The following is a 25650-nucleotide window of genomic DNA, read 5'->3' as shown; positions in this document are numbered from 1 at the left end:
CTGAGCGAAGGCCTCAACAGCCGCATCCAAGCCATCAAATCCTCAGCCAGAGGCTTCCACCACTTCCACTCCTACAGAACCCGCATCCTCTTCTTCCTCGGCAAACTCGACCTATCACCCATTAAAATTTGAGTTGAACCCTTTTGTGTTGGATAGGTGAGGAGGACTGCGCCAATTTCAAGTGGCCCAAACCCGGCACAAACGATCTAAAGCAGGCGCTAACCGCCCCGGGAGATGAGGGAGGTTTGGGCAAGCCCGTGGGAGCCATGCTAGCAGAAGCCCCCCGGAAAACGGAATAGTAAGTCTTCCCCGGTGGCCCGCGACGTCCCCGGCGCGGTGGGTGGAGGGTTCTTCTTCTGGGTGCAGCTGATCCCAAGTGATGGGTAGCCGGAAAGGCCTTGGGTGGCTAGCTGATTTGAGAATCGGCTCATCGCACCCGCCGCGCCGAGGACGTCGCGGCCCACCAACGCTGGGTTTTTCTAAGGTAGATCCTCGTGGGTCAGACGATGCGGCCAGGCTTCGGAATCTTCGATAAATCCTGCACGGACCGGGTTTTGACAGATGTAGTGCGCCTTTTCGAGGTAGGATTCATCATTGCGAATGCGATGATCGAAAAAGTTCGATTGCCACGCGATAGCGAAGCGTTTGGCGAGAAAGGACTTCTGAGCTTCCTATCGTCCCAGCAAGAGATTGGTCACCTGGGACACTGAGTAATGCGTGGAGATGGTCTGGCATGATTATACCAACCCAAAGAATTAGCTGGCAGAATGGAAGGTTGTTGCGGTGGTAAAAGGCGCTGAAGCGCAAGGGGGGTAGAGCCGGTGCCTTTCAAGCCAGCCCAACGTTTCTCCTCCGTTGCAGTGCTTGCACTGCGCCGTCGTCATGCCTTGGTCTGGCCCGAAATTCACGCGGCCCTTCTACCAGCTATTTCTGTGGCTTGGTATTAGCAGCAAATGCAGGCGCCAGATCTGCCTCTGATGATAATGCCTGGCGGCGTTGAGAATCGCCTTGCTGTTCCCTGTCTCAAGCAAGGCCCGCGCGCCGCGCGGTTCTGCCTTGATGGTGATGAAGAAGACCTTGCCATCCGGCACGCCGGGAGGTGGCTGGTGTGAAGGTCTTCTAGGGCGAAACGAAGACATGATGCGAAAGTCAGCTGAAATGGTGGCCCGCGATGCTGGTCTTCATGAAATATCCGGGCTAGTGGTCTGGGAGCGCTTTGACTTCGGCTGTGGGTGGTGGGCTGGTGAGGGCCGAGGAGAGGGCGGCGAAGGCGAAGTCGAGTTCCTCCAAGTCGATGGCGAGGGGCGGGAGCAGGACTACGGTGTCACCAATGGGACGGGTGAGAAGTCCGTGCCCTAGGAGTCGGCGGCAGAAGCTCGCTCCGTCCAGGGCCAGATCGATGCCTGCCATGAAACCACATTGGCGTGTGGCCAAAACTTCCGGGTGCCGGGCTTCGAGGGCGAGCCGCCCTTGGCGGAGCCGCTCGATTTTGGCGGGGAGGTGTTCGAGGGTTTGTTCCTTTTCAAATAGGTCCAAGGAGGCGAGCGCGGCGGCGCAGCCGAGGGGGTTGGCGCAGTAGCTGTGCCCGTAGTAGAAGGTGCGGTCGGGGCCCCCGAGGAAGCCTTGGTAGAGGCGTGGGGTGGTCAGGGTGGCGGCCAGGGGGAGGGTGCCGCCGGTGAGTCCTTTGGCGAGGCAGAGGAAGTCGGGGAGGATGTCTTCCTGCTGGCAGGCAAAGAGGGTGCCGGTCCGGCCGAAGCCTGTCATGACTTCGTCCAGGATGAGAAAGACGTCGTGCTGGGTGCACCAAGCACGCAGTTCACGAAGCATTCCGCTGGGCCAAGGGGTCATGCGATTCACTCCTTGGATGAGAGGTTCGATGATGACGGCGGTCAGCTGGCTGGCGTCCAGGCGTTGCAGGTCGGCTAGATCTCGAACGCGCTCCGGCTGCAAGCCGAAGGCGGCGAAGCGTTCGAAGAAGGTGGTGACGCCCCCGAGGGAGGCCGCGCCCAGGGTGTCCCCATGGTAGGCGTTGGCAAAGCTGGCGAAGCCCGTCCTTTCCGGCTCGCCATTTTGCTGGCGGTATTGGATGGCGAGCTTGAGGGCGACTTCGATGGCCGTGGAGCCATTGTCCGAGAAGAAACAGCGCTCCAGGGTGCCGGCCGGGAAGAATCCACAGAGGCGTTCCGCTAACTCGATGGCGCGGGGATGGGTGTAGCCGAGGAAGGAGCTGTGGTCTAGCTGGCGGGCTTGCCGGGCTATGGCTTCCACGATGGCGGGGTGGCCGTGGCCGTGGAGGTTGGTCCAGATGGAGGAGTTTCCGTCGAGGTAGCGCCGGCCTTCGGTGTCCCAGAGCCAGACGCCTTCCCCGCGTTCGATGACCACGGGCGAGAAGGCCGGGTCGTCCCAGGCTGCCATCTGGGTGAAGGGATGCCAGCCGTGCGCGCGGTCGCGGTCTTTCAGTTCGGGCTGTTGGGAGGAGGGATTCACTCGCGGGCCAGAAAGTTCCCCAGCCAAGTGTAGAGGGCGAGCCCCAAGATGGAGAAGACCCGGAGCGCTCCCGAGAGAGGGTGACCCAATAAGTCGAGCGTGAATCCACTGAGGACGAGGGCCGAGAGCAGTAGGAGGAGACCGAAGCCGAGGCGCTTGCGGGGAGGGCTTTCCAGGGTGTAGGCGGTGGCGATCGGGATGCAAAGAAAAGGAAAGAGGGCGGCCCAGGCGAGCCGTCCGAGATCGCTGGGGTCGATGGTCCAGGTCCCCAAGGCCCCCACCCCACCCAGGAGGGCGATGAAGCAGAGGAGGGAGGCGGTTTTTTCCCGGTCGTTCAAGGCATGGCGCCCGAGAGGGTGAAACCAAAGGGTGAGGTTGAAGATGGTGGGACCGGCCCAGGAGGTGAGGACAAATAGGAGGTAGAGGGCCATGAGCGCGATGGCCCATGGGAGCCTTTCCGGGGAGGAGGTGAGGAGGTCGCCGCCGAAGCGATAGATGAGGTAGAGTCCGAGGATGACGCCCCAGCGAGCGCCCTCGCTCAGCCGGCTCATCCAGACGAAGTAAGCCAGGATGGGCTTGTAGATGGGGTTGCGCGCTTTGAGGGCTTCGAGAATGCCGGAGCGGGCATATTCATTTTCAGGGTCGAGTCGGAGCGCTTCCTTGAAGTGCCCGATGGCGGGCTGTTCGTGCCCCTGCCGGAGCTGGTGCCAGCCTTGGTTGGCGTGGGCGAAGCTGTTTTCCGGGGCAGCGGCCAAGGTTTCCTGGAGGGATTGCGCGGCTTCTTCGTTGCGATTGAGCATTTGGAGCGCGTGGGCGCGCGCGTTCAGGGATTGGGTGTGCTCGGGGTCGAGCGCCAGAGCGGCTTGCGCCCAGCGAAGGCCTTCCTCCCACTGTTCCCGGGTCAGGCAGATCCAGGCGCGCAGGCCGAGAACGTCGGCGTCCTCTGGGTCGAGGCGATGGGCTTCGGCGATGGCGGCGGCCGCGGGCTTGGGCTGGTTATGGCTGAGGAGGGCTTGGGCATGGACGTAGTGGACCCAAGCGAGATCCGGGGCCAGCGAGACGGCTTCCCGCGCGGCTTCGATGGCGGGGGGATGGCGCTCCAGCTGATTGAGGATTTGGCTGAGGAGGGCGTGGCCGAAGGGGTCTTGCGGCTGTTCGGCGAGGTGTCGGCGGATTTCGGGCTCGGCCCCTTCGGCTCGATTCTGCTGGAGGAGGAGCTGGGCGCGTTGGAAGGCGGGGGAACTCATCGGAGCTTGAGGTAGTCGAGAATTTCGTCGTAGTGCCCGCCTTCATTCGAGTAGAGGGCGTGATTTTTGGCGGTCGCAAACCATTCCTTGGTGGAGGGCTTGATCCGTTTGATGGCCTGGGCCAGTTCCTTAGTGCGGAGGGGCTGGATCTGGCCGGTTTCGGCGGCCACCTCCAGTTGCTTCTCAATGGTTTGGTCGATGGCGGCGGCGATGTCCGCGCCCGAGAAGTGCTGGCTGAGTTTGGCCAGTTTCGGGTAGTCGATTTCGCCAAGGGGTTTCTCTCGGAGTTGAATCTGAAAGATGGACTGGCGGGCGGGTTCATCCGGTGGGGGGACGAAGAGGATGCGGTCGAAGCGGCCGGGGCGACGAAAGGCGGGGTCGAGGTGCCAGGGGGCATTGGTGGCTGCGAGGATGAGGAGCCCGTCATTTTGGGCGTTCACGCCATCGAGCTCGTCGAGGAATTGGTTAATGAGTTGGCGGCCGGCGCTTTGGCGCATGTCGGTGCGGCTGGCGGCCAGGGCGTCCACCTCATCGAAGAAGAGCACGCAGGGTTTGGCGGAACGCGCTTGCTCGAAGAGGGCGTGCAGATTGCGCTCGCTCTGGCCGATCCACATGTCGAGCACTTCGTGAATGCCAATGGCCATGAAGCCGGAGTTCACCTGACCGGCCGTGGCCCGGGCGATGAGCGTTTTGCCGCAGCCGGGCGGGCCATAGAGAAGCACCCCACCGCCGGCGCTTTTGCCGTAGGCTTGGTAAAGATCCGGGTTTTCGAGGGGGAGGATGATTTTCATCCGAATTTGCTTTTTCACTTCGTCCATCCCGCCGACGGAATCGAAGTCGATCCGCGGCTTTTCGAGCTCGGTGAAGAAGTCCTCCGGCAGGTCGCCCGCGGGAACCTTGACATCGAATTCCTCGTGAACGGGCGAGTTTTGGCGAAGGGCCTCCCGGAGGGTCTCTTCCAGTTCGGGGTCTTCCAGCTCGGGCTGGAGGGACTTGGCTTGGGCGAAGGACTCGGCGGCTTTGGCGAGCTGGCCAGCCCCGGCCAAGAGGCGGGCGTGGAGGTGATAGGCTTCGGCTTCCGGGGTGTCTTTTTCGATCAACTGTTCCAGGATGACCAAGGATTCGTTGTTCTTGCCAAGCCGCTGGTAGGCGTCTGCCAAGGCCAACAGCACGCTGCTGTCCTCAGGGCTTTGACGGAGGCATTCGCGGTAGTGTTCCAAGGCGGGTCCGAAGTGGCCGTGTCGCACGAGGGCGTCCGCGAGGAGGCGGCGCAGCGGGGTGTTCTCCGGGGAGAGAGCCAGGGCTTGCTGTAAGGTTTCCACTTCCGGCGGGAGGTCGGACATGGGGCCAATCTCATACCAACCTCCAGAATTCACTGGAAGAATGGAGGGAAGGTGTTGTGTGGAAGAGGCGCTGAAGCGCGGGGAAGGAAGAGCCGGAGTCTTTCGAGCCAGCCCTGCGTTGCTGCTCGGTTACGGTGCCTGCACCGCGCCCTCGTCGCGCCTTGGTCTGGCCCGAAATCCACTCGGCCATTCTACCAGCCAATTCTGCAGCTTGGTATTAGGATTTCAAGGGCTTTCAGCGAGCGGAATCTCCGGGAAAGCGCCTGGGCGTCTTTCTCAAGGAGGCTGGGGTCTTGCGAGGACGTCCAATCTGCTTCTAGGTGGGTTCCCATGTCTGCCTACCGCACCCTGCCTGCCGAGACCGAGCGGTTTCCCACGGGCATCCCGCACATCATCGGCAACGAGGCGGCCGAACGCTTCAGCTTTTATGGGATGAAGGCGGTGCTGGCGGTCTTCCTGGCCCAGTATCTTCACCTCATGAATGAGGTGCCCGGCTTGGCCATGAGCCGGGCGGCGGCCAATGAGAAGGTCCATCTTTTCAATGGCTTCGTCTATGCCACGCCTCTTTTGGGGGCCATTTTGAGTGATGCCTTTTTCGGCAAGTACCGCACCATCATCTGGCTCTCGGTCGTCTACTGCATGGGTCACGCGGCGCTCGCCCTCATGGGAACGCTGGGGGAGGCCACGGCCTGGCTCTGGATGGGCTTGGGTTTGATTGCGCTGGGCTCGGGCGGGATCAAGCCCTGTGTTTCTGCCCATGTGGGGGATCAGTTTGGTCGCAAGAACGCGCACCTGCTGACCAAGATTTACAATTGGTTCTACTTTTCCATCAATTTGGGGGCCTTCACTTCGATGCTTTTGACCCCGTGGTTGCTCAAGTGGCATGGGCCGCACTGGGCTTTCGGGGTGCCGGGTGTGCTGATGGCGTTGGCCACGCTGGTTTTCTGGATGGGGCGGGAGCGCTTCGTGCACATTCCCGCGGGGGGGAGGCAGTTTTTTCGGGAAGTGAAGAGCCCCGAGGGTCTGCGGGCCATCGGCAAGCTGGGGGGGCTCTTTGCCTTTGTGGCGATGTTTTGGGCGCTCTTCGACCAGCATGGGTCTTCGTGGATTTTCCAAGCGCAGGACATGGATCGAAATTTTCTGGGTTGGGAGCCGCTGCCCTCCCAGGTGCAATCGCTCAATTCCATTTTTGTGCTGACGCTCATCCCGCTTTTCACTTTCGTGGTCTACCCAGCGGTCGAGAAAGTCCTTCCGCTCAATCCTCTCCGAAAAATCGGGGCCGGGCTTTTTCTCATGGTGACGGCCTTTGTCTTAGTGGCCTTGGTCCAGACCTGGATCGATGGCGGGGCGCGACCGAATATCGGCTGGCAGATTTTGGCGACCTTTCTGCTGACCGCTTCTGAGATTTTGGTCTCGATCGTGGCGCTGGAATTCGCCTACACCCAGTCGCCCAAGACCATGAAGTCCTTCATTCTCTCTTTCTACCTCCTTTCGGTGGCGGCGGGCAATTTCCTGACTTCGGGTATCAATTCGTTCATCCAAATTCCCTCGCCCAGTGAGGAGATGAGCGAGCGATTTCAGGCGGGGGAGTTTCCCACGGGGGAGGCCACCCTCCGGCACCCGGGAGCGGATGGCCGGGGCGGCTCCGCGGATGATCTCAGCTATCGATTCGAGAACGATGTCATCGCGGACATCGATTTCGCGGGGAAAGAAACGTTTTTGGAGGTGGAAGCCCGGGTCGAGGCCCACTGGGAGGAGAGCGGCCGGTTGCCCTCCCTGGAAGAAGGGGCCCGCTTGGTGGCCAGTAGCCAAGACGCTTGGGGCCATCCCCTGGTGTACGACCTGCGCAATGCCATCACCGCGCGGCTGCGAAGCGCGGGACCGGATGGGGAGAGGGGGACGAAGTGGGATCTCGGGCTGGAAGTGCACGCGCCGGAGCCTGCCAAGGAGGCAGCGAGCGGTGGCTGGCTGAGCCACCTGCGACCGGCAAGCACTTGGCTGGAACGGCGCCAGGCGGAGCTGGGTGTGGACGACGACCGGCCGCAGCCAGAGGAGGGGAGTCTTTCGTCGGTAGCCTTTGTGGGCGGGCAGCTCAAGATGGAGGGCGCGCTCTATTTCTGGTTCTTCGCCGGGCTGATGTTCGTGACGGCGCTGGCCTTTGTGCCTTTCGCCAAGCGCTATGAGATGAAGAGTTATCTCCAGGGAGACGAAGAAGGGGGCGAGGCGACCTCTCCCTGAGGCCGGCCCGCCCTCTCCCCATGGGATTGGGGTTTTCGTGGCAGCTTCTGTCTCTTTTTTCCGCCAATGCGTCCTAAAAAGTCCATGCCAGCAAGCCTCCTGCGAACGGCGCGAAAAGAGGATCTCCCGCGCATTGTGGAGATTTACAACGCAGCCATTCCCAGCCGCGTTTCGACGGCGGATCTCGAGCCGGTCACGGTGGCGGGGCGGCGAAAGTGGTTCGAGGCCCACGATGCGCAGCGCCCCATTTGGGTGCACGAGGACGGGGGGCGAGTCTCGGCCTGGGCGGCTCTCAGCCCCTACCACGAGCGGGCCGCCTACGGTAAGACGGCGGAGGTCAGTCTCTACCTGGCGCCCGAGGTGCAGGGGCGCGGGCTGGGGCGAGGCATCCTACAAGAGGTCTTGGAGCGAGCCTCGGTCCTGGGGGTCGAGACTCTTTTGGCCCTGGTTTTCGGCCACAATCCGGCCAGTCTGAAGCTGTTTCAGCGAGCGGGCTTCGAGGAGTGGGGTCGCTTGCCGGGTGTGGCGGAGCTGGACGGGAACAAGCGGGATTTGTTGTTTTTAGGGCGACGGCTGATACCAACCTCCAGAATACACTGGTAGAATGGAGGGGAGGTGTTGTGGGGAAGAGGCGCTGAAGCGCGGGGAAGGAAGAGCCGGAGTCTTTCGAGCCAGCCCAGCGTTGCTCGTCGGTTACGGTGCCTGCACCGCGCCCTCGTCGCGCCTTGGTCTGGCCCGAAATCCACTCGGCCATTCTACCAGCCAATTCTGCAGCTTGGTATGAGGTAGCCACCATGGCTTCGGTCAACGCTGGCTACGCTGGCACGGGTTCGCTTTCGAGGATTTCGCTGACGACGGCGCGGGGGCTGCGGCCACCGAAGGCGGCTTCGCTGTCGAGCACGATGCGGTGGGCGAGGACGTCTTGGGCGAGGGCTTGGACATCCTCGGGGATGACGAATTCGCGCTTCTCTAGAAGGGCGAAGACGCGGGCCAGGCGCATGAGGGTGAGGCTGGCGCGGGGGCTGGCGGGGAGTTTGATCTCGGCCCGCTGACGGGTGGCGGCCACCAAGCGGACGATGTATTCTTTGATCTCTTCGGCCAGGCGGATGTTTTCGGCCGCGTGCCGGATGGCTTGGAGTTCGCTGAGAGAGAGGACGGGCTGGAGGCTTTCCAGGGGGCGATCGCTTTCCCGGTCGCTCAGGATGGCCATTTCTTCTTCCACGGTGAGGTAGCCGAGGGTGCACTGGAGGGCGAAGCGATCCATCTGAGCCTCCGGGAGGGGGTAGGTGCCGCGGAATTCGACCGGGTTTTGGGTGGCGATGACGAAGAAGGTTTGGTCGAAGGCATAGCGCCGCCCCTCAATGGTGACTTGCCTTTCTCCCATGGCTTCGAGGAGGGCGGATTGCGTTCGCGGAGAGGCGCGATTGATCTCGTCCGCCAGCAAGATGTGGGTGAAGATGGGCCCTTGCTGGAAGCGGAATTCCCGGGTGTTTTGGTCCCAAATGGAGACACCCAGGATGTCAGAGGGGAGGAGGTCCGGGGTGAATTGAACGCGGGTGAAATCGCTTTCCGAGATCGATTTCGAGAGGGCCTTGGCCAAGGTGGTTTTCCCGGTGCCCGGGTAGTCTTCCAAGAGGACGTGTCCCCCTCCCACGAGGGCCGCGAGGACCTTGCGAATGGCCGTCTCCTGACCGCGGATGACCTGGCCCACATTGTCAGCCAAGCGTTGGAGACTTTCGGCGGCCTGCTGGACGGCCGGCGGCTCCGGGTCGCTCGGGCCTCCGTTCAGTCCTGCGGTGGGTTCTTTTGTTGCTTCTGATGCCATGTGCGGAGTTGGGAGATGGCCGCGCGATCCGTTTCCGGCAGGCGGGAGAGGGTTTGCAGGAGGTCGCGGTTGATGGCTTGGTAGCCGGGGTTGCTGTCGGGAAAGAATTCCCCTTGGAGGAGCAAGCGGACGCTCTCGCCGCAGCGGGTCGCGAGCCAGAGTTTTTGCAGAGGCGCTTCCTCGCCCGGGTGATCGAGTTCCACCAGCAGGCCACTCCAGCCGCCCGCGGTTTTCACTTCGAGGACTTGGTAGCTTTGGTTCGAATTCTCCCGATCGCGCAGGGCGGCTTGCAGGCCGAGGAGCGCGTCTTTCAATTCGCTGGCTTCCAGGTCGGGCAGGATGGCGCATTGGGCGAGGAGGGCGGTCAGATCCCTGGCCCGCGCGGCTTCATGGAAGCGCCGGAAGAGGGCCCGGGCTTCTTCCGCGGAGGGAGGCGTGGGTCCGGCGGCGGTCGCGACGCGGGGCAAGTCCGCCAGGAAGGAGGCGCGGGCCCGGGTCCGGAGAAGCTCTTGCTGGCGGCGCTGGAAGTGACGGAGTTCTTGGCCGCTGCGCTGGCGCTCTGGGTTTTCCAGCTCCTTGGGCAGATCCAGTTCGTCCATGGAGGGCAGCAGTTGCCAACCGTTTTCCAGGCGGACGGCGAAGAGGGATTCCAAGTAGGGGTCGGCTAGGTCTTTGGCTTGGAAGTAGCAGAAGAACCCGGTCGCGAGGTCGCCTTCTTCCTCGATGTGAAAGAGGCGGAAGGATTCCCGCCCGGCGTAGCGGGCTATCAGGTCCCCGATGACGGTGAGGGTGTGCTTTTGTTCGAAGGGGGAACGGTCCGCCGAGGGCCGGACCAGGGCGAGCGCTCCCAGGAGATCCCCTGTCAGGAGGTGCTGGCGAAAGTCTCGCAGGAGTTGCTCAGCAAAGGGGCGAGCGCGCGGGGCCGCCACTTTGCCTGCTTGCGCATGCAGCCAACTGACAAAGTCTTGTTCGAGCCGCCGGTCTTGCCGTTCGATCCAATCGAGCAGTTCTTCCTCGATCTCCCAAGCGTCCGCGAAGGGAATCGCCGAGACCTGTGACAAGGGCATGACCCGCCAGGCCCCTTCCCGCTCTTGCAGGTAGTGGCTGTGCACTTCGAGGCTGCGCTGGCGGAGCGGGGCGTAGTGCCCCACGGCCGTGACTTGCTGGGAGCCTCGAGTTTGGCTGGCGAGGAGGGTCTGGTAGACTTTGGCCGGGGCGCCTCCCGGGAGGAGGGCTTCTTCGGGGAGGGAGGCGGAGGAGCTGAGCAGGCGGATCAGCTCGCGCTTTTCCGCTGGGAGGGCGTCGGGCGGGAGGTCGATCAGCGCCAGCATTTCCAGGAGGTCCCCTGCTTGGCTGGCTTCGAGGTAGGCTTGGAGCACTTTTTCGGGCGCGCTAAAAAAAGCGGCTCCGTGCGCGGCCACTTTTTTTTCCAAACGGTCCCAGAGACTGCGTTCGGCGGTGGCTTCCAGTTGGGCCTGAAGGGCCCCTGACCGGTCGGTAGCCCAGGATTCCAAGTCGCGGACCCGTCTGCTGGCTTCCGCGCCGAAACCGTAGTCGGCATTTTGGTAGTGGCTGAGTCCGGGGGCCAGCTGCCAGCGCTCTTTTTTACGGAGGAGGCAGAGGGAGAGCAGGCGGACTTCCAGCGGACGGCGGGGGCTGCGCAGGGAGGCCAGCAGGACGGCGAAGCGTCCGTCGGCCCGCTCCTGTTCAATTTGGAAGCGCCAGTCTCCCGCCAAGGTCTCCCGGCGAAAGCTGTCGAGGGAGGATTGGTATTCCGAAATCTTTTCGGGAGGGCAGAAAGGGGAGATGCGGAAGAGTGGATTTTCCTGAAGAGGGAGCGCCTGGTCTGGGTTCCGCAGCGCGGTGAAGAACTGCTGGACGGTCTCGCGAGGGGGGCTTTCCGCGGCGGCCGCCTGGCTCCCCAACCCGCCGCCGAGCAGGGCGGCTACCAGGCGGAGGAGTAGGGTGGGGTGAGGTGGCATCGACACGGTGTGGGAAGATGCGGCTGGCGGCCCCGGAAAGCAACTGGGACTCTTATCCCGAGGGCGGAGGTTTCGGGTTTCGGGGGTCAAGTGTCGCGGGACGCTTTGTGCGGCCTCATACCAACCACCAGAATTCACTGGTAGAATGGAGGGGAGGTGTTGTGGGGAAGAGGCGCTGAAGCGCGGGGAAGGGAGAGCCGGTGTCTTTCGAGCCAGCCCTGCGTTGCTTCTCGGTAACGGTGCCTGCACCGCGCCCTCGTCGCGCCTTGGTCTGGCCCGAAATTCACTCGGCCATTCTACCAGCCAATTCTGCAGCTTGGTATCAGTAGACGTCCCTTTGGTAGCGCTTTTCTTGTCGGAGGGCTTTGAGGTAGGCTTCGGCTTCGTTTCGGGTGTGGCCTCCTTGGCTTTCGATGATTCCCAGGAGGGTTTGGTGGACGTCTTTGGCCATGCGGCTGGCGTCCCCGCAGACATAGAAGTAGGCCCCTTCTTCCAGCCAACGGTAGAGTTCAGCGGCCTCTTCTTTCATGCGGTCTTGCACGTAGATTTTGTGCTTTTGGTCGCGGGAGAAGGCGGTGCTGAGTTTGTGGAGTTGGCCTTCGGCAAAGTATTCCTGCCATTCCAGTTGGTAGAGGAAGTCATAGGAGTAGCGCTGATCCCCGAAGAAGAGCCAATTCTGGCCGCTGGCTTTGGTGGCGACGCGCTCTTCCATGAAGGCGCGGAAGGGGGCGATGCCGGTGCCGGGGCCCACCATGATGATGGGCGTTTCCGGGTTCTCCGGGAGGCGAAAGTTTTTGTTTTGGTGGAAGTAGACGGGGACGCGGTCCCCGCTTTGGACCCGATCCGCGAGGTAGGTGCTGGCGACGCCCACGCGGTCCCGCCCGTGGGTGGTGTAGCGGACGCTGGCGACGGTTAGGTGGACTTCGTCTTCGTGCGCTTTCAGGCTGCTGGCGATGCTGTAGAGCCGGGGCTGGAGCTTGCGGAGGAGGCCGGTGAATTGTTTTCCTGTCAGGCCGGCGATGGGGAATTCTTGCAGGAGGTCGATGATTTGCCGTCCGTGCAGCCAACTTTTCAGTTCGTCTTTCTTTTTGGGGTCGAGCAGTCGGCTCAGTTTGCTGCTCCCGGCCAGTTCGTTGTATTTGCTGACGAGGCTTTGGGAGAGGTTCGTGATGTCATATTTGGTGCGGAGGTCCGCGGCGAGGCCGCTTTCGAATTTCCCGGCGATGAGAAGGTCTTCGACGTCTTCGGGGCGATTCTCGGGGAGGACGGCGAGGGCATCGCCCGGTTCATAGCGGAGCCCGGAGTCTTCGAGGGAGAATTCGTAGTGCCAGGTTTCTTTGGCCGAGCCGGTTCCGTTGAGGTTGACCTTTTCGAGGAGTTCGGCCGGCCAGGGGTTTTTCTTGTCATAGACGGGGGCGGGGGGCGGGGCGAGGGGGGCGGCTTCGACCACGAAGGTGGAGCTGGTGGTGGGGGCGGGGACGCTTTGGGAGGGGGCGGCGGTTTGCGGGAAGCCGTCGAGCGCGGGCTGGACCCAGGCTTTCCAGGGTTCTTCGTATTCGACGTCGCAATCCTGGCGGGCGTGGACGCGCTGGCCGCCGAGTTTTTCGAGTCGCTCATCGATGCGCTTGCCCGTTTCGCAAAATTGTTCGTAGGCGGTGTCCCCCAAGGCGCAGACCGAGAAGTGAAGGCCGTCGAGGGCGGGGGCCTGCTCCCCCATGAGGTCTTCGTAGAAGCCGATGGCGGCTTCGGGAGGGTCGCCATCCCCCCAGGTGCTGACGACGACGAGGAGGTTTTCGACGGCCGCCAGGTCTTGGGCCTTCGTTTCGCTCATGTTGCGCGTTTTGACTTTGAAGCCGTTTTTTTTGCCGAGTTTGGCGGTTTGGTCCGCGAGGGCCTCGGAGTTGCCCGATTCGGTGCCGAAGAGGACGGTCAGTTCTCTTTTGGCGGCTGGGGCAGGGGCTGATGCAGGAGCGGGAGCGGCGGCCGCGCCCTGTCCGGCCGTTTGCGCGCCGGCCACGAAGCCACTCAGCCAGGAGGCCTGCTGGGGCGTCATGGTGGCGAGGAGGCTGGCGAGGGCTTGGCGCTGGGCGGGGTCGAAGGGGGCGTAGTCGGGGAGCTGCATGGGGAGGAGGAGGGGCGGAGTTCGCTTGGCGCTTCAGTTGGGGGCCTCAGATTTGGAAGTTCGAGACGTCGCTCGCTTCGTGGAGGCCGCATTCGCGCTTGATGCCATTGAAGCGAGTGTCTTCGGCGTGCATGCCTTCTTCGAGCGGTTTGGTGCTGTGCCAGTCTCCGATGGAGACGTAGCCTTTTTCGACGAGGGGGTGGGCGGGGAGGCTGTAGAGGGTCATGTAGTTGGCCATGTCGTCTTCGCTCCAGTCGAGGATGGGGAAGATTTTCAAGGTGCCTTTCTGCTGTTCAAAGAAGTTGCGCTGGGCCCGGCCACTGCTGTGGGCCCTGCGGACGCCGCTCAGCCAGGTGGTGGCCCCCAGCTCCCGGAGGGCCCGGTTCATGGGCTCGACTTTGTTGAGGAGGCCGTATTGCTCCAGGTCTTTGGCATCCCCCTCCCAGCGTTGTCCCCAGAGGGCTTCTTGGCGGGCGGGGGTGATTTTGGAGGTGTAGACGCGGAAGTCAGCCCCGAAGCGTTCTTTGAGCGTTTCGAGGTAGTGGTAGGTTTCCCGGAAGTGGTAGCCGGTGTCGATGAAGACGATGGGGAGCTGGGGCAGGTGCTTGGTGACCAGATGGAGCATGACGCTGGCTTGGGCCCCGGCGCTGGTGCTGGCGATGGCGCGTTCGCCGAAGCGCTCTCCGATGAGGGCGAAGCGCTCTTTGAGGGTGAGCTGGGCGAATTCTTCGTTGAGCGCGGCCAGGTCGAGCGCGGGGGTCTCCGGTGCGATGGCGTTCATGCGAGGACGGCCTCCCGCTCGATGATGTTTTCGTGAAAGTTGTTCCCCGCGGTGGTGGCGTGGACATACCCGGCCCGGATGGTGAAGTCCCCGAAGTGCTCTCCCGCTTGGCGATTTTGCGCGTAGTCCAGGAGGATGGGGCGGAGGGTCGAGACGATTTCCCGGTCCTTGACGTCCCGCTGGTAGAGTTTGCTCAAGCGTTCTCCGGCGAAGCCGGCTCCCAGGTAGAGGTTGTAGGTGTTCGGGCCGGTCCCGACGAAGCCGATTTCGCCCAGGTAGGGCCGGCCGCAGCCGTTGGGGCAGCCGGTCATGCGGATGACGATGTCGTCATCGCGCAGGCCGGCTTCTTCCACGACGTCATCCAGATCGCTGATCAGCTTGGGGAGGTAGCGTTCCGATTCGGCGAGCGAGAGGCCGCAGGTGGGGAGGGCGACGCAGGCCATGGAGTTGCGGCGGAGGGCGGTCCGGTGTTGGCCGCCATCCAGTCCATATTCATCGAGCAGAGCTTGGATTTCGTCTTTTTTCTCCGGGCGGATGCGGGAGAGGACGAGGTTTTGGTTGGCGCTCAGGCGGAAGTCTCCCTCGTGAACCTTGGCGATTTCCCGCAGACCGGTCAGGGCAGGGTTTTCTTCGGTGTCGTAGAGGCGGCCGTTTTCGACGAAGAGTCCGTAGTGCCAGTTCCCCAGGTGGTCTTGGCTCCAACCGAAGCGGTCGCCATTGTGCTCAAATTTGTAGGGACGAGCCGGCTGGAGCGGGTAGCCAATCCGCTGTTCCACGGCGTTGCGGAACCATTCGATGCCAAAGTTTTCAATGGTGTATTTGAGGCGGGCGTTTTTCCGGTTGAGGCGGTTGCCATATTCCTTTTGCACCCGCACGACGGCTTCAGCCACTTCCACGGCCTGCTCCGGGGTGCAGAAGCCGAGGATGTCAGCCAAGCGCGGGAAGGTTTGGGTGTCTCCGTGGGTCATCCCCATGCCGCCGCCCACGGTCACGTTCCAACCGATGATTTCGTCGTCTTCGACGATCGCGATGTAGCCGAGGCAGTTGGCGAAGATGTCGACGTCATTGCTGGGCGGCACGGCTACGACCACTTTGAATTTCCGTGGTAGGTAGGTCGGGCCGTAGATGGGTTCGACGTCGGGCTCTTTGGTGACTTTGTGCTTTTCCCCTTCGTCGTCCGTGAGCCAGATTTCGTGGTAGGCGCTGGTGCGAGGGGTGAGGTGATCGGAGATCTGCTGGGCCAGTTTCTGGGCCCCGGCATGGACCCGGCTCTGGAAGGGATTCGGGTTGCACATGACGTTGCGATTGACGTCGCCACAGGCGGCGATGGTGTCGAGGAGCGAGTCATTGATCTCCCGGATGGTCCGCTTGAGATTGCTTTTGATGACCCCGTGGAATTGGAAGGCTTGACGGGTGGTCAGCTTGATGGTGCCATTGGCGTGCTCGTGCGCGATGCGGTCCATTTCCAGCCATTGCTGGGGGGTGGAGACCCCGCCCGGGACCCGAACCCGAATCATGAAGGAGTAGGCGGGCTCGAGCTTTTTTTTGCGACGCTCGGCGCGGATGTCCCGGTCGTCCTGCTGGTAGATGCCGTGGAATTTGGTCAGCTGGGTGTCGTCCTTGGTGACGGAGCCAGTGATCCCGTTGGCGAGGGATTCAATGAGGGTGCCTCGAAGGTAGTTCGAGGCCGTCTTGATGGATTCGTTGCCAGCCATGGAAATAATCCGAATTAAGTTGCGCGGTTTACTTATGTTTGATACGAGGGCTGTTGGCAACAGGATTTTTAAAAAGATGCGGCTGCCTTTGAAAATCGAGTATGCCACGCGGGCTCTCGTCCAGCTGGCCCGGACCTACGAGCGCGGAGAGGTGCGTCGGGCGGAGGAGCTGGCTGAGGCGGAGGCGCTCTCCCCCCATTACTTGGTGCAGATTTTGAACGAGTTGCGTCCGGCGGGCTTGGTGGCGAGCAGGCGGGGCAAGAATGGGGGGTATCTTTTGGCGAGACGGCCCGAGGAGATTTCGCTTTTGGACATCGCGCAGGCGCTCGAGGGAAGGGTGCTGGAGCTGAACGATCCTGAGGGGGGGGAGAGCGGGCCGGCGGCCGCTGGCGCTTGGAAGGAGGTCTTTGCGGGGCTGGAGAAGGCGCTCAGCGAGTGGACGCTGGCCGATCTTCTTTCAGACGGGAGTTCGGCCGATTGGGTGATTTGAAAGGAGTTCTTTTCTTGGCGCGGTCCTTGCAGCCAAATCCCGCCGTTCCATCTTGACTTTCTTCGCAAGTTTGCGTCTCATCTCTGCTTCGCATGCGCCGCTTCCTTTTCCCTCTTTGGACCCTTTTTCTCGGGCTGCTTACGAGCTGTCAGGAGGAAGTCTCCCTGTCTGAGGAGGCGGTCTTGGATTTGGAGGGCCGCGGGATCGTCCCCAACTATGAGGCGATGCAGGCGGCCGCGCGCTATGGGCAGGATGAGCTGCTGGATTTGCTGCTGGTGGCGGGAGCGCCTCAGTGGCGAGAGGAGGGCTGGGGGGAGACGCCGCTCTCGCTGGCGCTGCGTTTTCGGGAGGCTTCGGTGGTTCGGCGCTTGCTGAGGGAGCCGGAGGCTCCGGTGGAGGTGGCGACGCCCGACGGCTGGTTCCCGGTGGGGCTGGCTTTGCGCCATCAAGATCGGCGGCAAGTGGAGGAGCTGATTGCGGCGGGGGCGGATCCTTTGGTGGCCAGTGTGGAGGGCCCGTCGCTTTTGGAAGGAGCGCTTTTGGCGGCAGATTGGGATTTTGCGGAGTGGCTGCTGGAGCTGGGGGCGGATCCCAATCGGCCAGATGGGTTGGGTCGGTTGGCGTACGACTTGGCCTACCAGTCGGAGGCCGAGGAGGCCTTTCTTTTGGGTTTGATCGAGAGAGGGGCTAGGCCGGCCCTGACTTCAGGAGGCTGGGAACGGGCGCTCAATGAGGCGCTCCGCGCGGGCCGGATGTCGCTGGCCTGGGAGGCGCTCCAACAAGGGGCCGACCCCGATGGCAAGGGCTTGGAGCCGCCGCTCTGGGTGGCCTTGGAGGCGGGGCAGGTGGATTTTGTGAAGCGGCTTTTGCGGGCGGGGGCCGACCCCTTCTTTGCCGGGCGGGTTTCCTTGCCGCCGGTGGCGGTCTTGCTGGATTTGAATCGACCGGAGCTGCTTCCCACCTTCTTGCAGGCGGGGGTCCCGATGGATGCTCCAGACGAGGCGGGTCTCCGGCCCTTGCAGTATGCGGCCCAGGTGGGCGATTGGGCCTTGGTGGATTATTTGCTGGAGGCGGGGGCAGAGGTCAATCCGACTTGGGAGGGAGAGCTGGCCCCCATCCGATTGGCGGCCGAGTCGGAGAATGAGGCCCTCGTGGAACGACTCGTCGACCGGGGGGCGGATCCGGCCTTTCTCTCGGCCAACAGCGCCGAGCATGCTCTTTTGGAAGCGGTCTGGGCGCGCAAGCATTTCCGCGTCCATGCCCTGCTTTCGGTGGGAGCCAGTCCCAACGCGGAAGATGCCTATGGCGTCCCGGTGCTGTTCACGGCGGTGGCGCTGCGGGAGAAGAGCATTGTCCGTAAGCTTCTGGAGGCGGGGGCCAATGTGGAGTCCTACCTGCCTTCACGCGTGGCCAAGGAGTGGCGGGATTTGATCGGCGATCGCCATCTCAATTTCTATCTCCGCAATGGCGATTCCCGCATCACGCCTCTCATGGTGGCGGCTTCCACGGGGGACGATCGTTTGGTCCAGTTGCTCCTCGACTACGGGGCCAGCAAAAATCGCTACACCCGCAATTACAAGCGCTACCCCATCCACTTCGCTTCCGAGCAGGGGCACATCCGCTGCATGCAGGTGCTCCTGGGCAAGGATCCCGACCAGGAGAGAGATGTCATTCACATCGAAATCGATCTTTCCGAGCAGCGGGCCGTGCTTTTCAAAGATGGCGTGCCCCAGCTGACCAGTCGGGTTTCCACGGGCAAGCGTGGCCACGGCACGCCCACGGGGGAGTTTGTCATCACCAATCGCCACCGGCACTGGACTTCGACGATTTACGGCTCGTCCATGCCCTATTTCATGCGACTAAGCTGCAGCGCCTTTGGGATGCATTATGGCTATGTCCCGAATTACCCGGCTTCCCACGGTTGCATTCGCATGCCGATGAAAAACGTCCGGGAGTTCTGGGGCGTGGCGGATCGCGGCACCCGGGTGATCATTCGCAAATAGGGGGATGGCCGAGGGATGGGAGCCGCGGGGGAATCTGGTTGCTTGGAGGGAGCGGCGTAGAGGGTCAGGTTTCGCGGTTCCTGCGCGTGCGAGATGGAAGCGCGCGACTGGGCTACCACTTGAGCAGGTCGCTGGGTAGGAGGCGGCCTTTTCGGAGCAATTTAGCGCGCATTGGCCACCATGGCGAAGGGCTCTTCCCGATGGCGCAGGAGGCAATGGACTTGCCCGTTTTCCAGCCCCACCCCCACAAAGAGGTGCCCCCAATTTTTTTGCGGCTTTTCCCAAACAGCATGACTGACGTAGTGGCCTTCTTGCAGGAAGCGAAGAGGAGGGTAAGCGGCCGGGTAGCTGGGCGGGCCCACTTGGGTGGCGATTTGCTCGCGCAAGCTGGCGCAGAGGGTTTTGGCCTGGGTGGAGAAGAGGCTTTTTTCCATGGCGGGGCTTTGGAGAGTCACTTCCACCAGCAAGCCCTGCGCGAATTCGAAGGTGAGGTGAAAGGGCTGGCCGCCGACTCGGGTTTGGTAGCCATCGCGCGAGGTGGTCCCAAAGACGACCACATCGGAATCCACCGGCATCAGAAGGGTGGAACGATTGGCGGCTTTCAAGATTTTATTTTGGCTGGTGCCGAGGGGGAAGCTTTGGAGGAGCTTGGCCAGGGAGGCTCGGCGGGATGAGGGGAGACCGGCGGAGGCAGAGTTTTCGATGGCGGCCAAGCGGGCCATCCTTTCGCTACCGGACGGGAGGGGAGAGGCAGCCAGCTCTTTGAGCTTGCTTTGGCAGGTGGGGCTGAAGCGCTCCAGGGCCAGCGTGACGGTCGCCCCATTGCTGCGGCGAAGGGTGACTTCTTGGCCTTCGAGCGCGATCCACTCCGCGATAAACGATTGGGAGCGATCCGCATTGAACCACTCCTGCGGCTCCGCGATGGCCCCTAGAGGGAGCAGGAGACAAATCCCCAAAAGAAAGAAGGTCGTTTTCATGGCAGCCGGCGGTTGATCTGGAATCAGACGGGAGCGGGCTGGGGGAGACTCGCTGGATGGATACTTTACTCCGTAGAAAAGAGGAGCAGAAAGCAGGCCCAAATCAGCGGTTTGCGCGAAAAAAGCTTAGGGTGGGGCATCCCGTGCTGCCTTGGCGGCTTTGGCCTTGGCCCGGGCTTCGCTGAAGAATTGCCGTAAAAGCGCCAAGGATTCTTGGGCGAGAACTCCTGAAGTGATTTCGCAGCGGTGGTTCAGCGAATCGCTTTGGAGGATGTTGTAGAGGCCTCCGGCCCCTCCGGCTTTCTCATCCGGGCAGCCGAAGACGACCCGGTCCGGCCGGCAGTGGACGATGGCTCCGGCGCACATGGGGCAGGGCTCCTTGGTGACGTAGAGGGTGCAGCCGGAGAGACGCCAATCTCCCACGTGGGCCTGCGCTTGGGTCAGGGCCAGCATTTCGGCGTGGGCGGTGGCGTCCTTGAGCAGTTCCACTTGGTTCCAAGCGCGTCCGATGATGTGGCCTGCCGCATCCACCACGACGGCCCCGACCGGCACCTCGGTGGCCCGGTAGGCTTTGGCGGCTTGCCGGAGCGCTTCCCGCATGAAGTGCTCATCGCGGTCAGGCAGCAGTTCGAGCAGGGCATTCGTCATGAGGGCGGGAAGGCGCTTGCGCAGTTTTCCCCGACAGGATAGGGAACCAGCCATGGAGCTCAACCCACGAATCGTGGCCCCTTCTTTGTTGGCGGCCGATTTCTCGCAACTCGGGGCCGAGGCCCAGCGCGCCTTTTCCTCGGGCGCGGATTGGCTGCACCTGGATGTGATGGATGGGCATTTCGTGAACAATATCTCCTTCGGCCCGGCCGTGGTCGAGACTTGTCGGCAAGCGACGGGTCCGGAGGCCTTTCTGGATGTCCACCTTATGATCGAGGAGCCAGCTCGCTACTGGGAGGCCTTTCGCGACGCCGGCGCCGATGTCATCACGGTGCACGCGGAGGCCAAGGTGGATTTGGTGGCGATTTCCCACGAGATCCGGGACGCGGGGCTTCATTTCGGGCTGGCCCTCAACCCGGCCACTTCCCTTGAGGCGGCGCTTCCTTTTCTCGACCAGATCGATCTCCTCCTCTTGATGACGGTGGTGCCCGGTTTCGGGGGGCAGGCGTTTCTGCCGGAAGTCTTGCCGAAAATCGAAGCGGCGGTCGAGGCGAGGGCGGCCCAAAGCCTTTCCTTCCAAATCGAGGTGGACGGGGGAATCGGCGTGGGGACGGCGGGGCTCTGCGCCCGAGCGGGAGCCAATGTGATGGTAGCGGGTTCCTCCACCTTCCAAGCCCCTGACATGGCGGAGGCGGTCGCGGCACTGCGCGCGGCTAACTGACGAAGGGGAGGTAGCCTCGCTGCCAAGCCAGGCCCAAGGCGCCGAGGGCCACCAGGAGAGCGATGAATGAGAGAAATTTGAAGAGGCGCGCTTGGATGGCGAAGAGGCAGTAGGCGGCCAAGGCAAAGAGCGCGATGGCTGCGGGCGATTGCAAGAGGCCTTCGTTCTCGAGGAGTTCTTGCAGGCGTTCTCGAGCCGGACCCAGCCGCTTCCAGGAGGCCTCGAGGTCTTCGATTTGCACGAAGCCTTGCCCGGGCGGCGGGATGGATTTCTGGAGCGGGATTTCGATTTCCAACTTCTCTTTTTCGGCCGCTTGCACGGCGCCTTCAATTTGCCAAGCGGTCCAGCCGACCCAGGCCCCGAGGGCGAGCATGAGGAGAAAGGCGAGGGCGCGGTAGAGGGCGTTCATGGAGGGGTGAGGGAGAGGAGAGGGTTTCTCAGGGGGCGTCGGGCGGGCCTGCGTCTTCGTCGACTTGGAAGCCGCGGTTCTTCATTTCTTCCAAGATGTGGGTCATGTCCTCGACGGCATCGAGGACTTGGCGGGTCACGAAGAGGGGGGCGCTCTGCTGGGTGGCGATGGTGATGGCATCGCTAGGACGTGCATCCAATTCAATGATCTGATGACCGAGGAGTTCGTTCTCCGCTTCCAGGATGAGGCGGGCGAAGAAGATGTCCTCGCGAAATTCATTCACAATGACACGGCTGGCTCGGGCCCCAAAGCCCTCCAGAAGGGAGCCGATGAGGTCGTGGGTCAGGGGGCGCTCCTTGGGCACGTCTCGCATCTGCATCGTGATGGCCGCGCCCATAGCGTGGTCCATGTAAATGACGAAGACCTTTTCTTCTGTTTCCAGAAAGACGGCCGCCCCTCCGCTGGTGGGGAGCACGGTCTTGACGTGGGCGGGCAGGATATCCATGGCGGCGGGTGAGCTCAAGAAGCGTTGCCGGAGGGGGAGGCGCTCTTACGGTCTAGGTATTTGCGGGAGACGCGGACGTATTTTTCGGCCCAAGGCTTGAGCGAGGCTCGTTCTTCCGGGCTCAAGGGGCGCACGACTCGGGCTGGGCTGCCCAGGACGAGCGAGCCGGGGGGCACGATGGTGTGTTTGAGCACGAGCGTTCCGGCCGCCACCAGCGACTGTTCCCCGATCACGCTGTGATCCATGACAATGGCGCCCATGCCAATGAGGCATTCGTCTTGGACTTCGCAGGCATGCAGGAGGGCTTTGTGCCCGACGGTGACATACTCCCCCACGTGGGTGCCGCGCTGGCTCTCGAGGTGAATGACGCTGCCGTCTTGGACATTGCTATGGGCGCCGATGTGAATGGCCTCGATATCCCCACGGAGAACGGCCCCATACCAGATGCTGGCCTTCTCCTCCACGGTGACGCGGCCAATGAGATCGGCCGAGGGAGCGATGAAGGCGCTCGGGTCGATTTTTGGCTGAAACTGGAGGTAGGGATGAAGGCTCATGATGCGGGCGGGAGGCGGCCAGTCCTTGCAATATCAAGGCTGGGGGCGATTTCTTTAGTCGATAACACTTTACAGTATCCTCAAGCGGAGCCACCGTTTTGGTCTATGAACAAGTCTGAACTTATAGAAGCCATTCAGAAGTCCCTCGGCAAAGAGGCCTCCAAAAAAGAAGCGAGCGATGCGCTCGATGCCGTTCTCGGTTCGATCACCAAGGGGATCAAAAAGGACAAGACGGTGCAAATCATCGGTTTCGGCACTTTCAAAGTCAGCAAGCGCGCCGCCCGCATGGGCCGCAATCCCAAGACGGGCGAACCGCTCAAGATCAAGGCTTCCAAGTCCGTCCGTTTCACGCCCGGGGCCGGGCTCAAGGGCAGTCTCTGAAGGCAGGCTCTGCCAGCATTTTTTTTAAGAGAAGCCGTCGTGGAGTCCGCGACGGCTTTTTTCATGTCGAGCAAGCCCGCGCTTCCGGCCAAGGGCGGGCCAAGGCCTGGAAGAGGCCGCTGGCTTTTTGCAGGGTTTCCTCATACTCGCGCTCGGGCACGGAGTCGGCCACGATGCCAGCCCCAGCATGGAAGTGAAGCTGGCCTCCCTCCCGCACCATGGTGCGGATGGCGATGCTGAATTGGCTCTCTCCCTTGGCCCCGAGGTAACCGATGGCTCCGGTGTAGAGGCCGCGAGGGATGGGCTCCAGTTCGGCAATGATTTCACGGGCTCGTTTTTTGGGTGCGCCCGTGATGGAGCCGCCGGGGGAGCACGCTTGGAGGACATCCAAATGATCGAGCGGTTCCCGCAAGGTGGCTTCGACCGTGGAGACGAGGTGGAAGACTTGGGCGAAGCGTTCGAGCTTGAGGAGTTCGCTCACGGTCACGCTACCGATCTCGGCCACTTGGCCCAGGTCATTGCGTTCGAGGTCGGTGATCATGACGAGCTCGGCCAGTTCCTTGGCAGAGGTCAGCAGTTCGTAGGCGGAGCGTTCATCGGTTTGGGGGTCGCGGTAGCGGGGCCGGGTCCCCTTGATGGGTCGGGTCAGGAGCTGGCGGCCGCTCATGCGGAGGAAGGTCTCGGGCGAGGCACTGAGGACATCTCGCCCGGCTTGGCGAAGAAAGGCCGCATGGGGAGCGGGCGAGGCCTGCCGAAGGCGCTCGTAGAGGGCGAAGCTATCCAGCGAGCTGGGCGCGGGGAGGGAGAACTGCTGGGAGAGATTGACTTGGTAGATATCGCCCGCGGCGATGTAGGCTTGGGCTCGGCGCACGGCCGCTTCGAACTCCTGACGGGTCAGGCCGGGCCGAGGGGCGGGACCGGGAGGGAAGGGGTTCCTGCCGGCCGGCTCCTGCGAGTCGGAAGGTGGGGCAGTGGGCTTTCGCTCGCTCAGGAGCGAGAGATCGCCCAACCAACGGGCGCTTTGGTGGTCGAAACAGAGGGGCCGGGGGTAGTAGCCAAAGGCAAAATGGCCGTCGTACTCCACGCTGCCAATCCAAGAGGGCCCGGGCAGGCCGAGGTCGCCGCCCGGTTCGCTTTGGGTGGCCTCCCAGAGGGCCCGGAAGGAGGCGAGGTCCTCCTGCAGATGGCCTTCGACCACCCTCTCGGGGTGGGCTGCCAGGAGCGAGAAGCGATCCCGGCCCTCTCGCTCGTGTCCCGAGGTGTCGAGAAAGCAGAATCCATCGAGATGAGCCAGCTGGCGGGCCACTTCCACCGGCTGCCAGGAGCTGGCCTCCTCGGCGCTGGGAAGGCTGCGGGCAGGCATGGGGGAGCTTCTCGAATTCCGCGGTGGCTTCAAGACGAAAGCCTGCCGGAAACTTGGCCCTTCTGAAAGAGCGTTTCCCATTGCACCCGTAAGAATCCACGCGCAGGAGAGGCACCAGTATGGAAGAGTTGGGCGACTACCAAATCGGGCGATTGTTGGCCGAAGGGCCGATTTCCCGGACCTATGAGGCGGAACAGGTTTCGGTGGCCCGCACCGTCATGTTGGTGCGCCTGCGGCCGGAGCTGGCGGAGGACGAGTCGGCCGTCCAGCGTTTCCTGGAGAATGTGCGAGCCAAGGCGAATCTCAAGGTGGGGGGATTGGCCCCCGTTTTTGAGGCCCATCGGGTAGCGGGAGGCGTCTTTTACACTTTCGAAAGGCTGCCCGGGAAGTCGCTCGCAGCTTGGGACGCGGCTCAGGAATTTCTCTCGGCCAGGCAGGGCTTGACGGTGCTGGCGGAGGCGGCGGCCGCCATGGGAAAGCTGGAATCCGCCGGGGTGGCGCACACCCCGCTGGAGCCCGAGCACGTCTATCTCTCGGAGGAGGGGGAGGTGCGCTTGATGAACTTGGCGGCGAGCGGGGAGCAGGAGATGGAGGAGCGGCTGGCCAGCATCCAGCGGCTGGCCGAGAGTGTCCTCAATTTGCTCTCGAGCCAAGACCCGGCCACCCCGCTGGTGCAGAGTCGCTTCGTCGAACTCTTGCAGGCCGAGGAGGTGGCGGGATTGACCTGGGCGCGCTTCCAAGAGCTGGTGGCCCAGGTGCGAGGGGAGTTGCGGGCGCGCCCCTCCGAGACGAAGCGGCTGCGCTCCGAGCGAATCCAGCAGGAACGCAAGCGGCTCAAGCTCCGCAAGCAGATCCGCGGCTACGGCTTTCTTTTCCTGTTGCTGGTGGGTTGCGTGGTAGGGGGGAATGCCGTTTTGGGCTATTTCAATCGGGAGAAGCCGAAGGAGCCCTCGATCCAAGCCACCTTCCTTCCGGTGGCGGGGGGCGAGTTTGTCTTTGGCGAGGGGGAGAGAGCGACCGTGCGGTCCTTTTGGGTAGCGCAGCATGAGGTGACGATCGGACAGTATGCCGAGTTCCTGGAACAAGCGGCCGAATTCCCTGAGACGATGGGGGCCTACGCCCACCGGGATGAGCCGGAGGACAAGGGGAGCTACCAGCCGGAGGATTGGGAGGCCATCTACCAGGCGGCCTTTTTTGGAGCGAGTTATGAAGGGGTGGCCTTGAGCCCGGATTACCCGGTCTTTGGGGTCGATTTCTGGGACGCCTTTGCCTACGCCGCTTGGGCCCAAGGGCGTCTTCCGACGGTCGAGGAATGGGAGCGGGTGGCGCGGGGAGAGGCGGGGCGGCGTTACCCGTGGGGCGACGAGGCGGTCGAGGGCCTCGCCAACCTCAAAAACGAAGAAGGGGGAGTCGATGAGGTGGAATTTTGGTCGCCCGTGGATGCCTTTGCCGGAGATCGCAGTCCGGCGGGGGCCATCGGGATGGCGGGCAATGTGGCCGAGTGGACCGCCACTTGGGGCCCCTCTGGTCAGGACCCTGAAAGCGAGGTGCCCCAAATCAAAGGCGGCTCTTTTGCCGATCCGCTCGAGAGCGCTGGGCTCTGGGAAGTGGATAGCTCGAAGCCGCCGGGGGCCCGTGAACTCTATCTCGGCTTCCGCATGGTCCGTGATGAGGCTCCCTAATACCAAGCTCCAGAATTCACTGTTAGAATGGAGGGGAGGTGTTGTGGGGAAGAGGCGCTGAAGCGCGGGGAAGGGAGAGCCGGAGTCTTTCGAGCCAGCCCAGCGTTGCTCGTCGGTTACGGTGCCTGCACCGCGCCCTCGTCGCGCCTTGGTCTGGCCCGAAATCCACTCGGCCAT

At 62.7% G+C, this 25650-nt stretch carries 22 protein-coding genes; 8 read left to right on the top strand and 14 right to left on the bottom strand.

Translation table 11 applies throughout. From position 1 onward, the window contains the following. Positions 1-132 (top strand): transposase (locus AAF555_10265; protein MEM6911950.1); only part of this gene is annotated, 132 nt, incomplete at its 5' end. A 1065-nt stretch (positions 133-1197) separates the two neighbouring features. On the opposite strand, the gene bioA is transcribed toward AAF555_10265, so the two are convergent. Genes bioA through AAF555_10250 form a run of 3 tightly spaced genes read right to left on the bottom strand, consistent with a single transcriptional unit; the run spans position 1198 to position 5077 of the window. Further along, complete coding sequence (gene bioA, locus AAF555_10260; protein MEM6911949.1) at positions 1198-2487, bottom strand: adenosylmethionine--8-amino-7-oxononanoate transaminase; 1290 nt, start codon at positions 2485-2487, stop codon at positions 1198-1200. Next, positions 2484-3734 (bottom strand): tetratricopeptide repeat protein, encoded by a 1251-nt coding sequence (locus AAF555_10255; GenBank protein MEM6911948.1) that lies wholly within the window; start codon positions 3732-3734, stop codon positions 2484-2486. Before AAF555_10255 ends, bioA begins: the two co-directional genes overlap by 4 nt. Continuing rightward, on the bottom strand, positions 3731-5077 hold the full coding sequence (locus AAF555_10250; protein MEM6911947.1) for an AAA family ATPase: 1347 nt from the start codon (positions 5075-5077) through the stop codon (positions 3731-3733). The genes AAF555_10255 and AAF555_10250 overlap by 4 nt, the downstream gene beginning before the upstream one ends. A 330-nt stretch (positions 5078-5407) precedes the next feature. On the opposite strand from AAF555_10250, the gene AAF555_10245 reads away from it, so the two are divergent. Together AAF555_10245 and AAF555_10240 are read left to right on the top strand one after the other, a co-directional pair. Continuing rightward, on the top strand, positions 5408-7315 hold the full coding sequence (locus AAF555_10245) for a POT family MFS transporter (protein ID MEM6911946.1): 1908 nt from the start codon (positions 5408-5410) through the stop codon (positions 7313-7315). 84 nt (positions 7316-7399) lie between these two features. Beyond that, positions 7400-7918, top strand: coding sequence for an N-acetyltransferase family protein (locus tag AAF555_10240; protein MEM6911945.1), 519 nt, complete (start codon positions 7400-7402; stop codon positions 7916-7918). Between the two features lie 211 nt (positions 7919-8129). Here the strand turns inward: AAF555_10240 and AAF555_10235 are convergent, their stop codons facing one another. The 5 genes from AAF555_10235 to AAF555_10215 form a co-directional block, all read right to left on the bottom strand. Beyond that, positions 8130-9140 carry a MoxR family ATPase gene (locus AAF555_10235; GenBank protein ID MEM6911944.1) on the bottom strand — a complete coding sequence of 337 codons (1011 nt, stop codon included), beginning with the start codon at positions 9138-9140 and terminating at the stop codon, positions 8130-8132. Continuing rightward, positions 9101-11122 (bottom strand): hypothetical protein, encoded by a 2022-nt coding sequence (locus tag AAF555_10230; protein ID MEM6911943.1) that lies wholly within the window; start codon positions 11120-11122, stop codon positions 9101-9103. Before AAF555_10230 ends, AAF555_10235 begins: the two co-directional genes overlap by 40 nt. Positions 11123-11444: 322 nt before the next feature. Beyond that, entirely contained in the window at positions 11445-13244 is a 1800-nt protein-coding gene (locus AAF555_10225) for an assimilatory sulfite reductase (NADPH) flavoprotein subunit (protein MEM6911942.1), read from the bottom strand. Between the two features lie 46 nt (positions 13245-13290). After that, the gene (locus AAF555_10220; protein MEM6911941.1) at positions 13291-14025 is read right to left on the bottom strand and encodes a phosphoadenylyl-sulfate reductase; all 735 of its coding nucleotides are present in this window, start codon (positions 14023-14025) and stop codon (positions 13291-13293) included. Then, entirely contained in the window at positions 14022-15740 is a 1719-nt protein-coding gene (locus tag AAF555_10215; protein MEM6911940.1) for an NADPH-dependent assimilatory sulfite reductase hemoprotein subunit, read from the bottom strand. The genes AAF555_10220 and AAF555_10215 overlap by 4 nt, the downstream gene beginning before the upstream one ends. Before the next feature lie 76 nt (positions 15741-15816). On the opposite strand from AAF555_10215, the gene AAF555_10210 reads away from it, so the two are divergent. Together AAF555_10210 and AAF555_10205 are read left to right on the top strand one after the other, a co-directional pair. Further along, positions 15817-16230 (top strand): Rrf2 family transcriptional regulator, encoded by a 414-nt coding sequence (locus AAF555_10210; protein MEM6911939.1) that lies wholly within the window; start codon positions 15817-15819, stop codon positions 16228-16230. A 92-nt stretch (positions 16231-16322) separates the two neighbouring features. Further along, positions 16323-18233: an ankyrin repeat domain-containing protein gene (locus tag AAF555_10205; protein MEM6911938.1), complete on the top strand. Its 1911-nt coding sequence runs from the start codon at positions 16323-16325 to the stop codon at positions 18231-18233. A gap of 161 nt (positions 18234-18394) precedes the next feature. Here AAF555_10205 and AAF555_10200 read toward each other — a convergent pair whose 3' ends face one another. Then, positions 18395-19210: a hypothetical protein gene (locus AAF555_10200; GenBank protein MEM6911937.1), complete on the bottom strand. Its 816-nt coding sequence runs from the start codon at positions 19208-19210 to the stop codon at positions 18395-18397. Positions 19211-19336: 126 nt separating this feature from the next. Beyond that, on the bottom strand, positions 19337-19858 hold the full coding sequence (gene tadA / locus AAF555_10195; protein MEM6911936.1) for a tRNA adenosine(34) deaminase TadA: 522 nt from the start codon (positions 19856-19858) through the stop codon (positions 19337-19339). Between the two features lie 52 nt (positions 19859-19910). Between tadA and rpe the strand changes: the two genes are divergently transcribed. Continuing rightward, positions 19911-20579 (top strand): ribulose-phosphate 3-epimerase, encoded by a 669-nt coding sequence (gene rpe / locus AAF555_10190; GenBank protein MEM6911935.1) that lies wholly within the window; start codon positions 19911-19913, stop codon positions 20577-20579. Here the strand turns inward: rpe and AAF555_10185 are convergent. Genes AAF555_10185 through AAF555_10175 form a run of 3 tightly spaced genes read right to left on the bottom strand, consistent with a single transcriptional unit; the run spans position 20572 to position 22047 of the window. Next, a complete protein-coding gene (locus tag AAF555_10185; GenBank protein ID MEM6911934.1) occupies positions 20572-20988 on the bottom strand; it encodes a hypothetical protein in 417 nt (138 codons plus the stop codon). The genes rpe and AAF555_10185 overlap by 8 nt on opposite strands. Positions 20989-21016: 28 nt before the next feature. Next, entirely contained in the window at positions 21017-21511 is a 495-nt protein-coding gene (locus tag AAF555_10180; GenBank protein ID MEM6911933.1) for a bifunctional nuclease family protein, read from the bottom strand. Further along, positions 21508-22047: a gamma carbonic anhydrase family protein gene (locus tag AAF555_10175; protein ID MEM6911932.1), complete on the bottom strand. Its 540-nt coding sequence runs from the start codon at positions 22045-22047 to the stop codon at positions 21508-21510. Before AAF555_10175 ends, AAF555_10180 begins: the two co-directional genes overlap by 4 nt. Before the next feature lie 105 nt (positions 22048-22152). Here AAF555_10175 and AAF555_10170 point away from each other — a divergent pair, with 105 nt between their 5' ends. Beyond that, complete coding sequence (locus AAF555_10170; protein MEM6911931.1) at positions 22153-22428, top strand: HU family DNA-binding protein; 276 nt, start codon at positions 22153-22155, stop codon at positions 22426-22428. 61 nt (positions 22429-22489) lie between these two features. Here the strand turns inward: AAF555_10170 and AAF555_10165 are convergent, their stop codons facing one another. Continuing rightward, positions 22490-23791: an anthranilate synthase component I family protein gene (locus tag AAF555_10165; protein ID MEM6911930.1), complete on the bottom strand. Its 1302-nt coding sequence runs from the start codon at positions 23789-23791 to the stop codon at positions 22490-22492. 119 nt (positions 23792-23910) lie between these two features. Here AAF555_10165 and AAF555_10160 point away from each other — a divergent pair, with 119 nt between their 5' ends. Then, on the top strand, positions 23911-25473 hold the full coding sequence (locus AAF555_10160; GenBank protein ID MEM6911929.1) for an SUMF1/EgtB/PvdO family nonheme iron enzyme: 1563 nt from the start codon (positions 23911-23913) through the stop codon (positions 25471-25473). The last annotated feature ends 177 nt before the right edge of the window (positions 25474-25650 follow it).

The organism is Verrucomicrobiota bacterium (genome assembly GCA_039027815.1).
Taxonomy (GTDB): domain Bacteria; phylum Verrucomicrobiota; class Verrucomicrobiia; order Verrucomicrobiales; family JBCCJK01; genus JBCCJK01.
This window is presented reverse-complemented; position numbering and strand designations above follow the sequence as displayed.

What these genes read in the sequence shown, in the direction of transcription:
- AAF555_10255 (MEM6911948.1), bottom strand. Translation starts at nt 3,734, where the DNA reads ATGAGTTCCCCCGCCTTCCAACGCGCCCAGCTCCTCCTCCAGCAGAAT.
- AAF555_10250 (MEM6911947.1), bottom strand. Translation starts at nt 5,077, where the DNA reads ATGTCCGACCTCCCGCCGGAAGTGGAAACCTTACAGCAAGCCCTGGCT.
- AAF555_10245 (MEM6911946.1), top strand. Translation starts at nt 5,408, where the DNA reads ATGTCTGCCTACCGCACCCTGCCTGCCGAGACCGAGCGGTTTCCCACG.
- AAF555_10240 (MEM6911945.1), top strand. Translation starts at nt 7,400, where the DNA reads ATGCCAGCAAGCCTCCTGCGAACGGCGCGAAAAGAGGATCTCCCGCGC.
- AAF555_10235 (MEM6911944.1), bottom strand. Translation starts at nt 9,140, where the DNA reads ATGGCATCAGAAGCAACAAAAGAACCCACCGCAGGACTGAACGGAGGC.
- AAF555_10230 (MEM6911943.1), bottom strand. Translation starts at nt 11,122, where the DNA reads ATGCCACCTCACCCCACCCTACTCCTCCGCCTGGTAGCCGCCCTGCTC.
- AAF555_10225 (MEM6911942.1), bottom strand. Translation starts at nt 13,244, where the DNA reads ATGCAGCTCCCCGACTACGCCCCCTTCGACCCCGCCCAGCGCCAAGCC.
- AAF555_10220 (MEM6911941.1), bottom strand. Translation starts at nt 14,025, where the DNA reads ATGAACGCCATCGCACCGGAGACCCCCGCGCTCGACCTGGCCGCGCTC.
- AAF555_10215 (MEM6911940.1), bottom strand. Translation starts at nt 15,740, where the DNA reads ATGGCTGGCAACGAATCCATCAAGACGGCCTCGAACTACCTTCGAGGC.
- AAF555_10210 (MEM6911939.1), top strand. Translation starts at nt 15,817, where the DNA reads ATGCGGCTGCCTTTGAAAATCGAGTATGCCACGCGGGCTCTCGTCCAG.
- AAF555_10205 (MEM6911938.1), top strand. Translation starts at nt 16,323, where the DNA reads ATGCGCCGCTTCCTTTTCCCTCTTTGGACCCTTTTTCTCGGGCTGCTT.
- AAF555_10200 (MEM6911937.1), bottom strand. Translation starts at nt 19,210, where the DNA reads ATGAAAACGACCTTCTTTCTTTTGGGGATTTGTCTCCTGCTCCCTCTA.
- tadA (MEM6911936.1), bottom strand. Translation starts at nt 19,858, where the DNA reads ATGACGAATGCCCTGCTCGAACTGCTGCCTGACCGCGATGAGCACTTC.
- rpe (MEM6911935.1), top strand. Translation starts at nt 19,911, where the DNA reads ATGGAGCTCAACCCACGAATCGTGGCCCCTTCTTTGTTGGCGGCCGAT.
- AAF555_10185 (MEM6911934.1), bottom strand. Translation starts at nt 20,988, where the DNA reads ATGAACGCCCTCTACCGCGCCCTCGCCTTTCTCCTCATGCTCGCCCTC.
- AAF555_10175 (MEM6911932.1), bottom strand. Translation starts at nt 22,047, where the DNA reads ATGAGCCTTCATCCCTACCTCCAGTTTCAGCCAAAAATCGACCCGAGC.
- AAF555_10170 (MEM6911931.1), top strand. Translation starts at nt 22,153, where the DNA reads ATGAACAAGTCTGAACTTATAGAAGCCATTCAGAAGTCCCTCGGCAAA.
- AAF555_10165 (MEM6911930.1), bottom strand. Translation starts at nt 23,791, where the DNA reads ATGCCTGCCCGCAGCCTTCCCAGCGCCGAGGAGGCCAGCTCCTGGCAG.
- AAF555_10160 (MEM6911929.1), top strand. Translation starts at nt 23,911, where the DNA reads ATGGAAGAGTTGGGCGACTACCAAATCGGGCGATTGTTGGCCGAAGGG.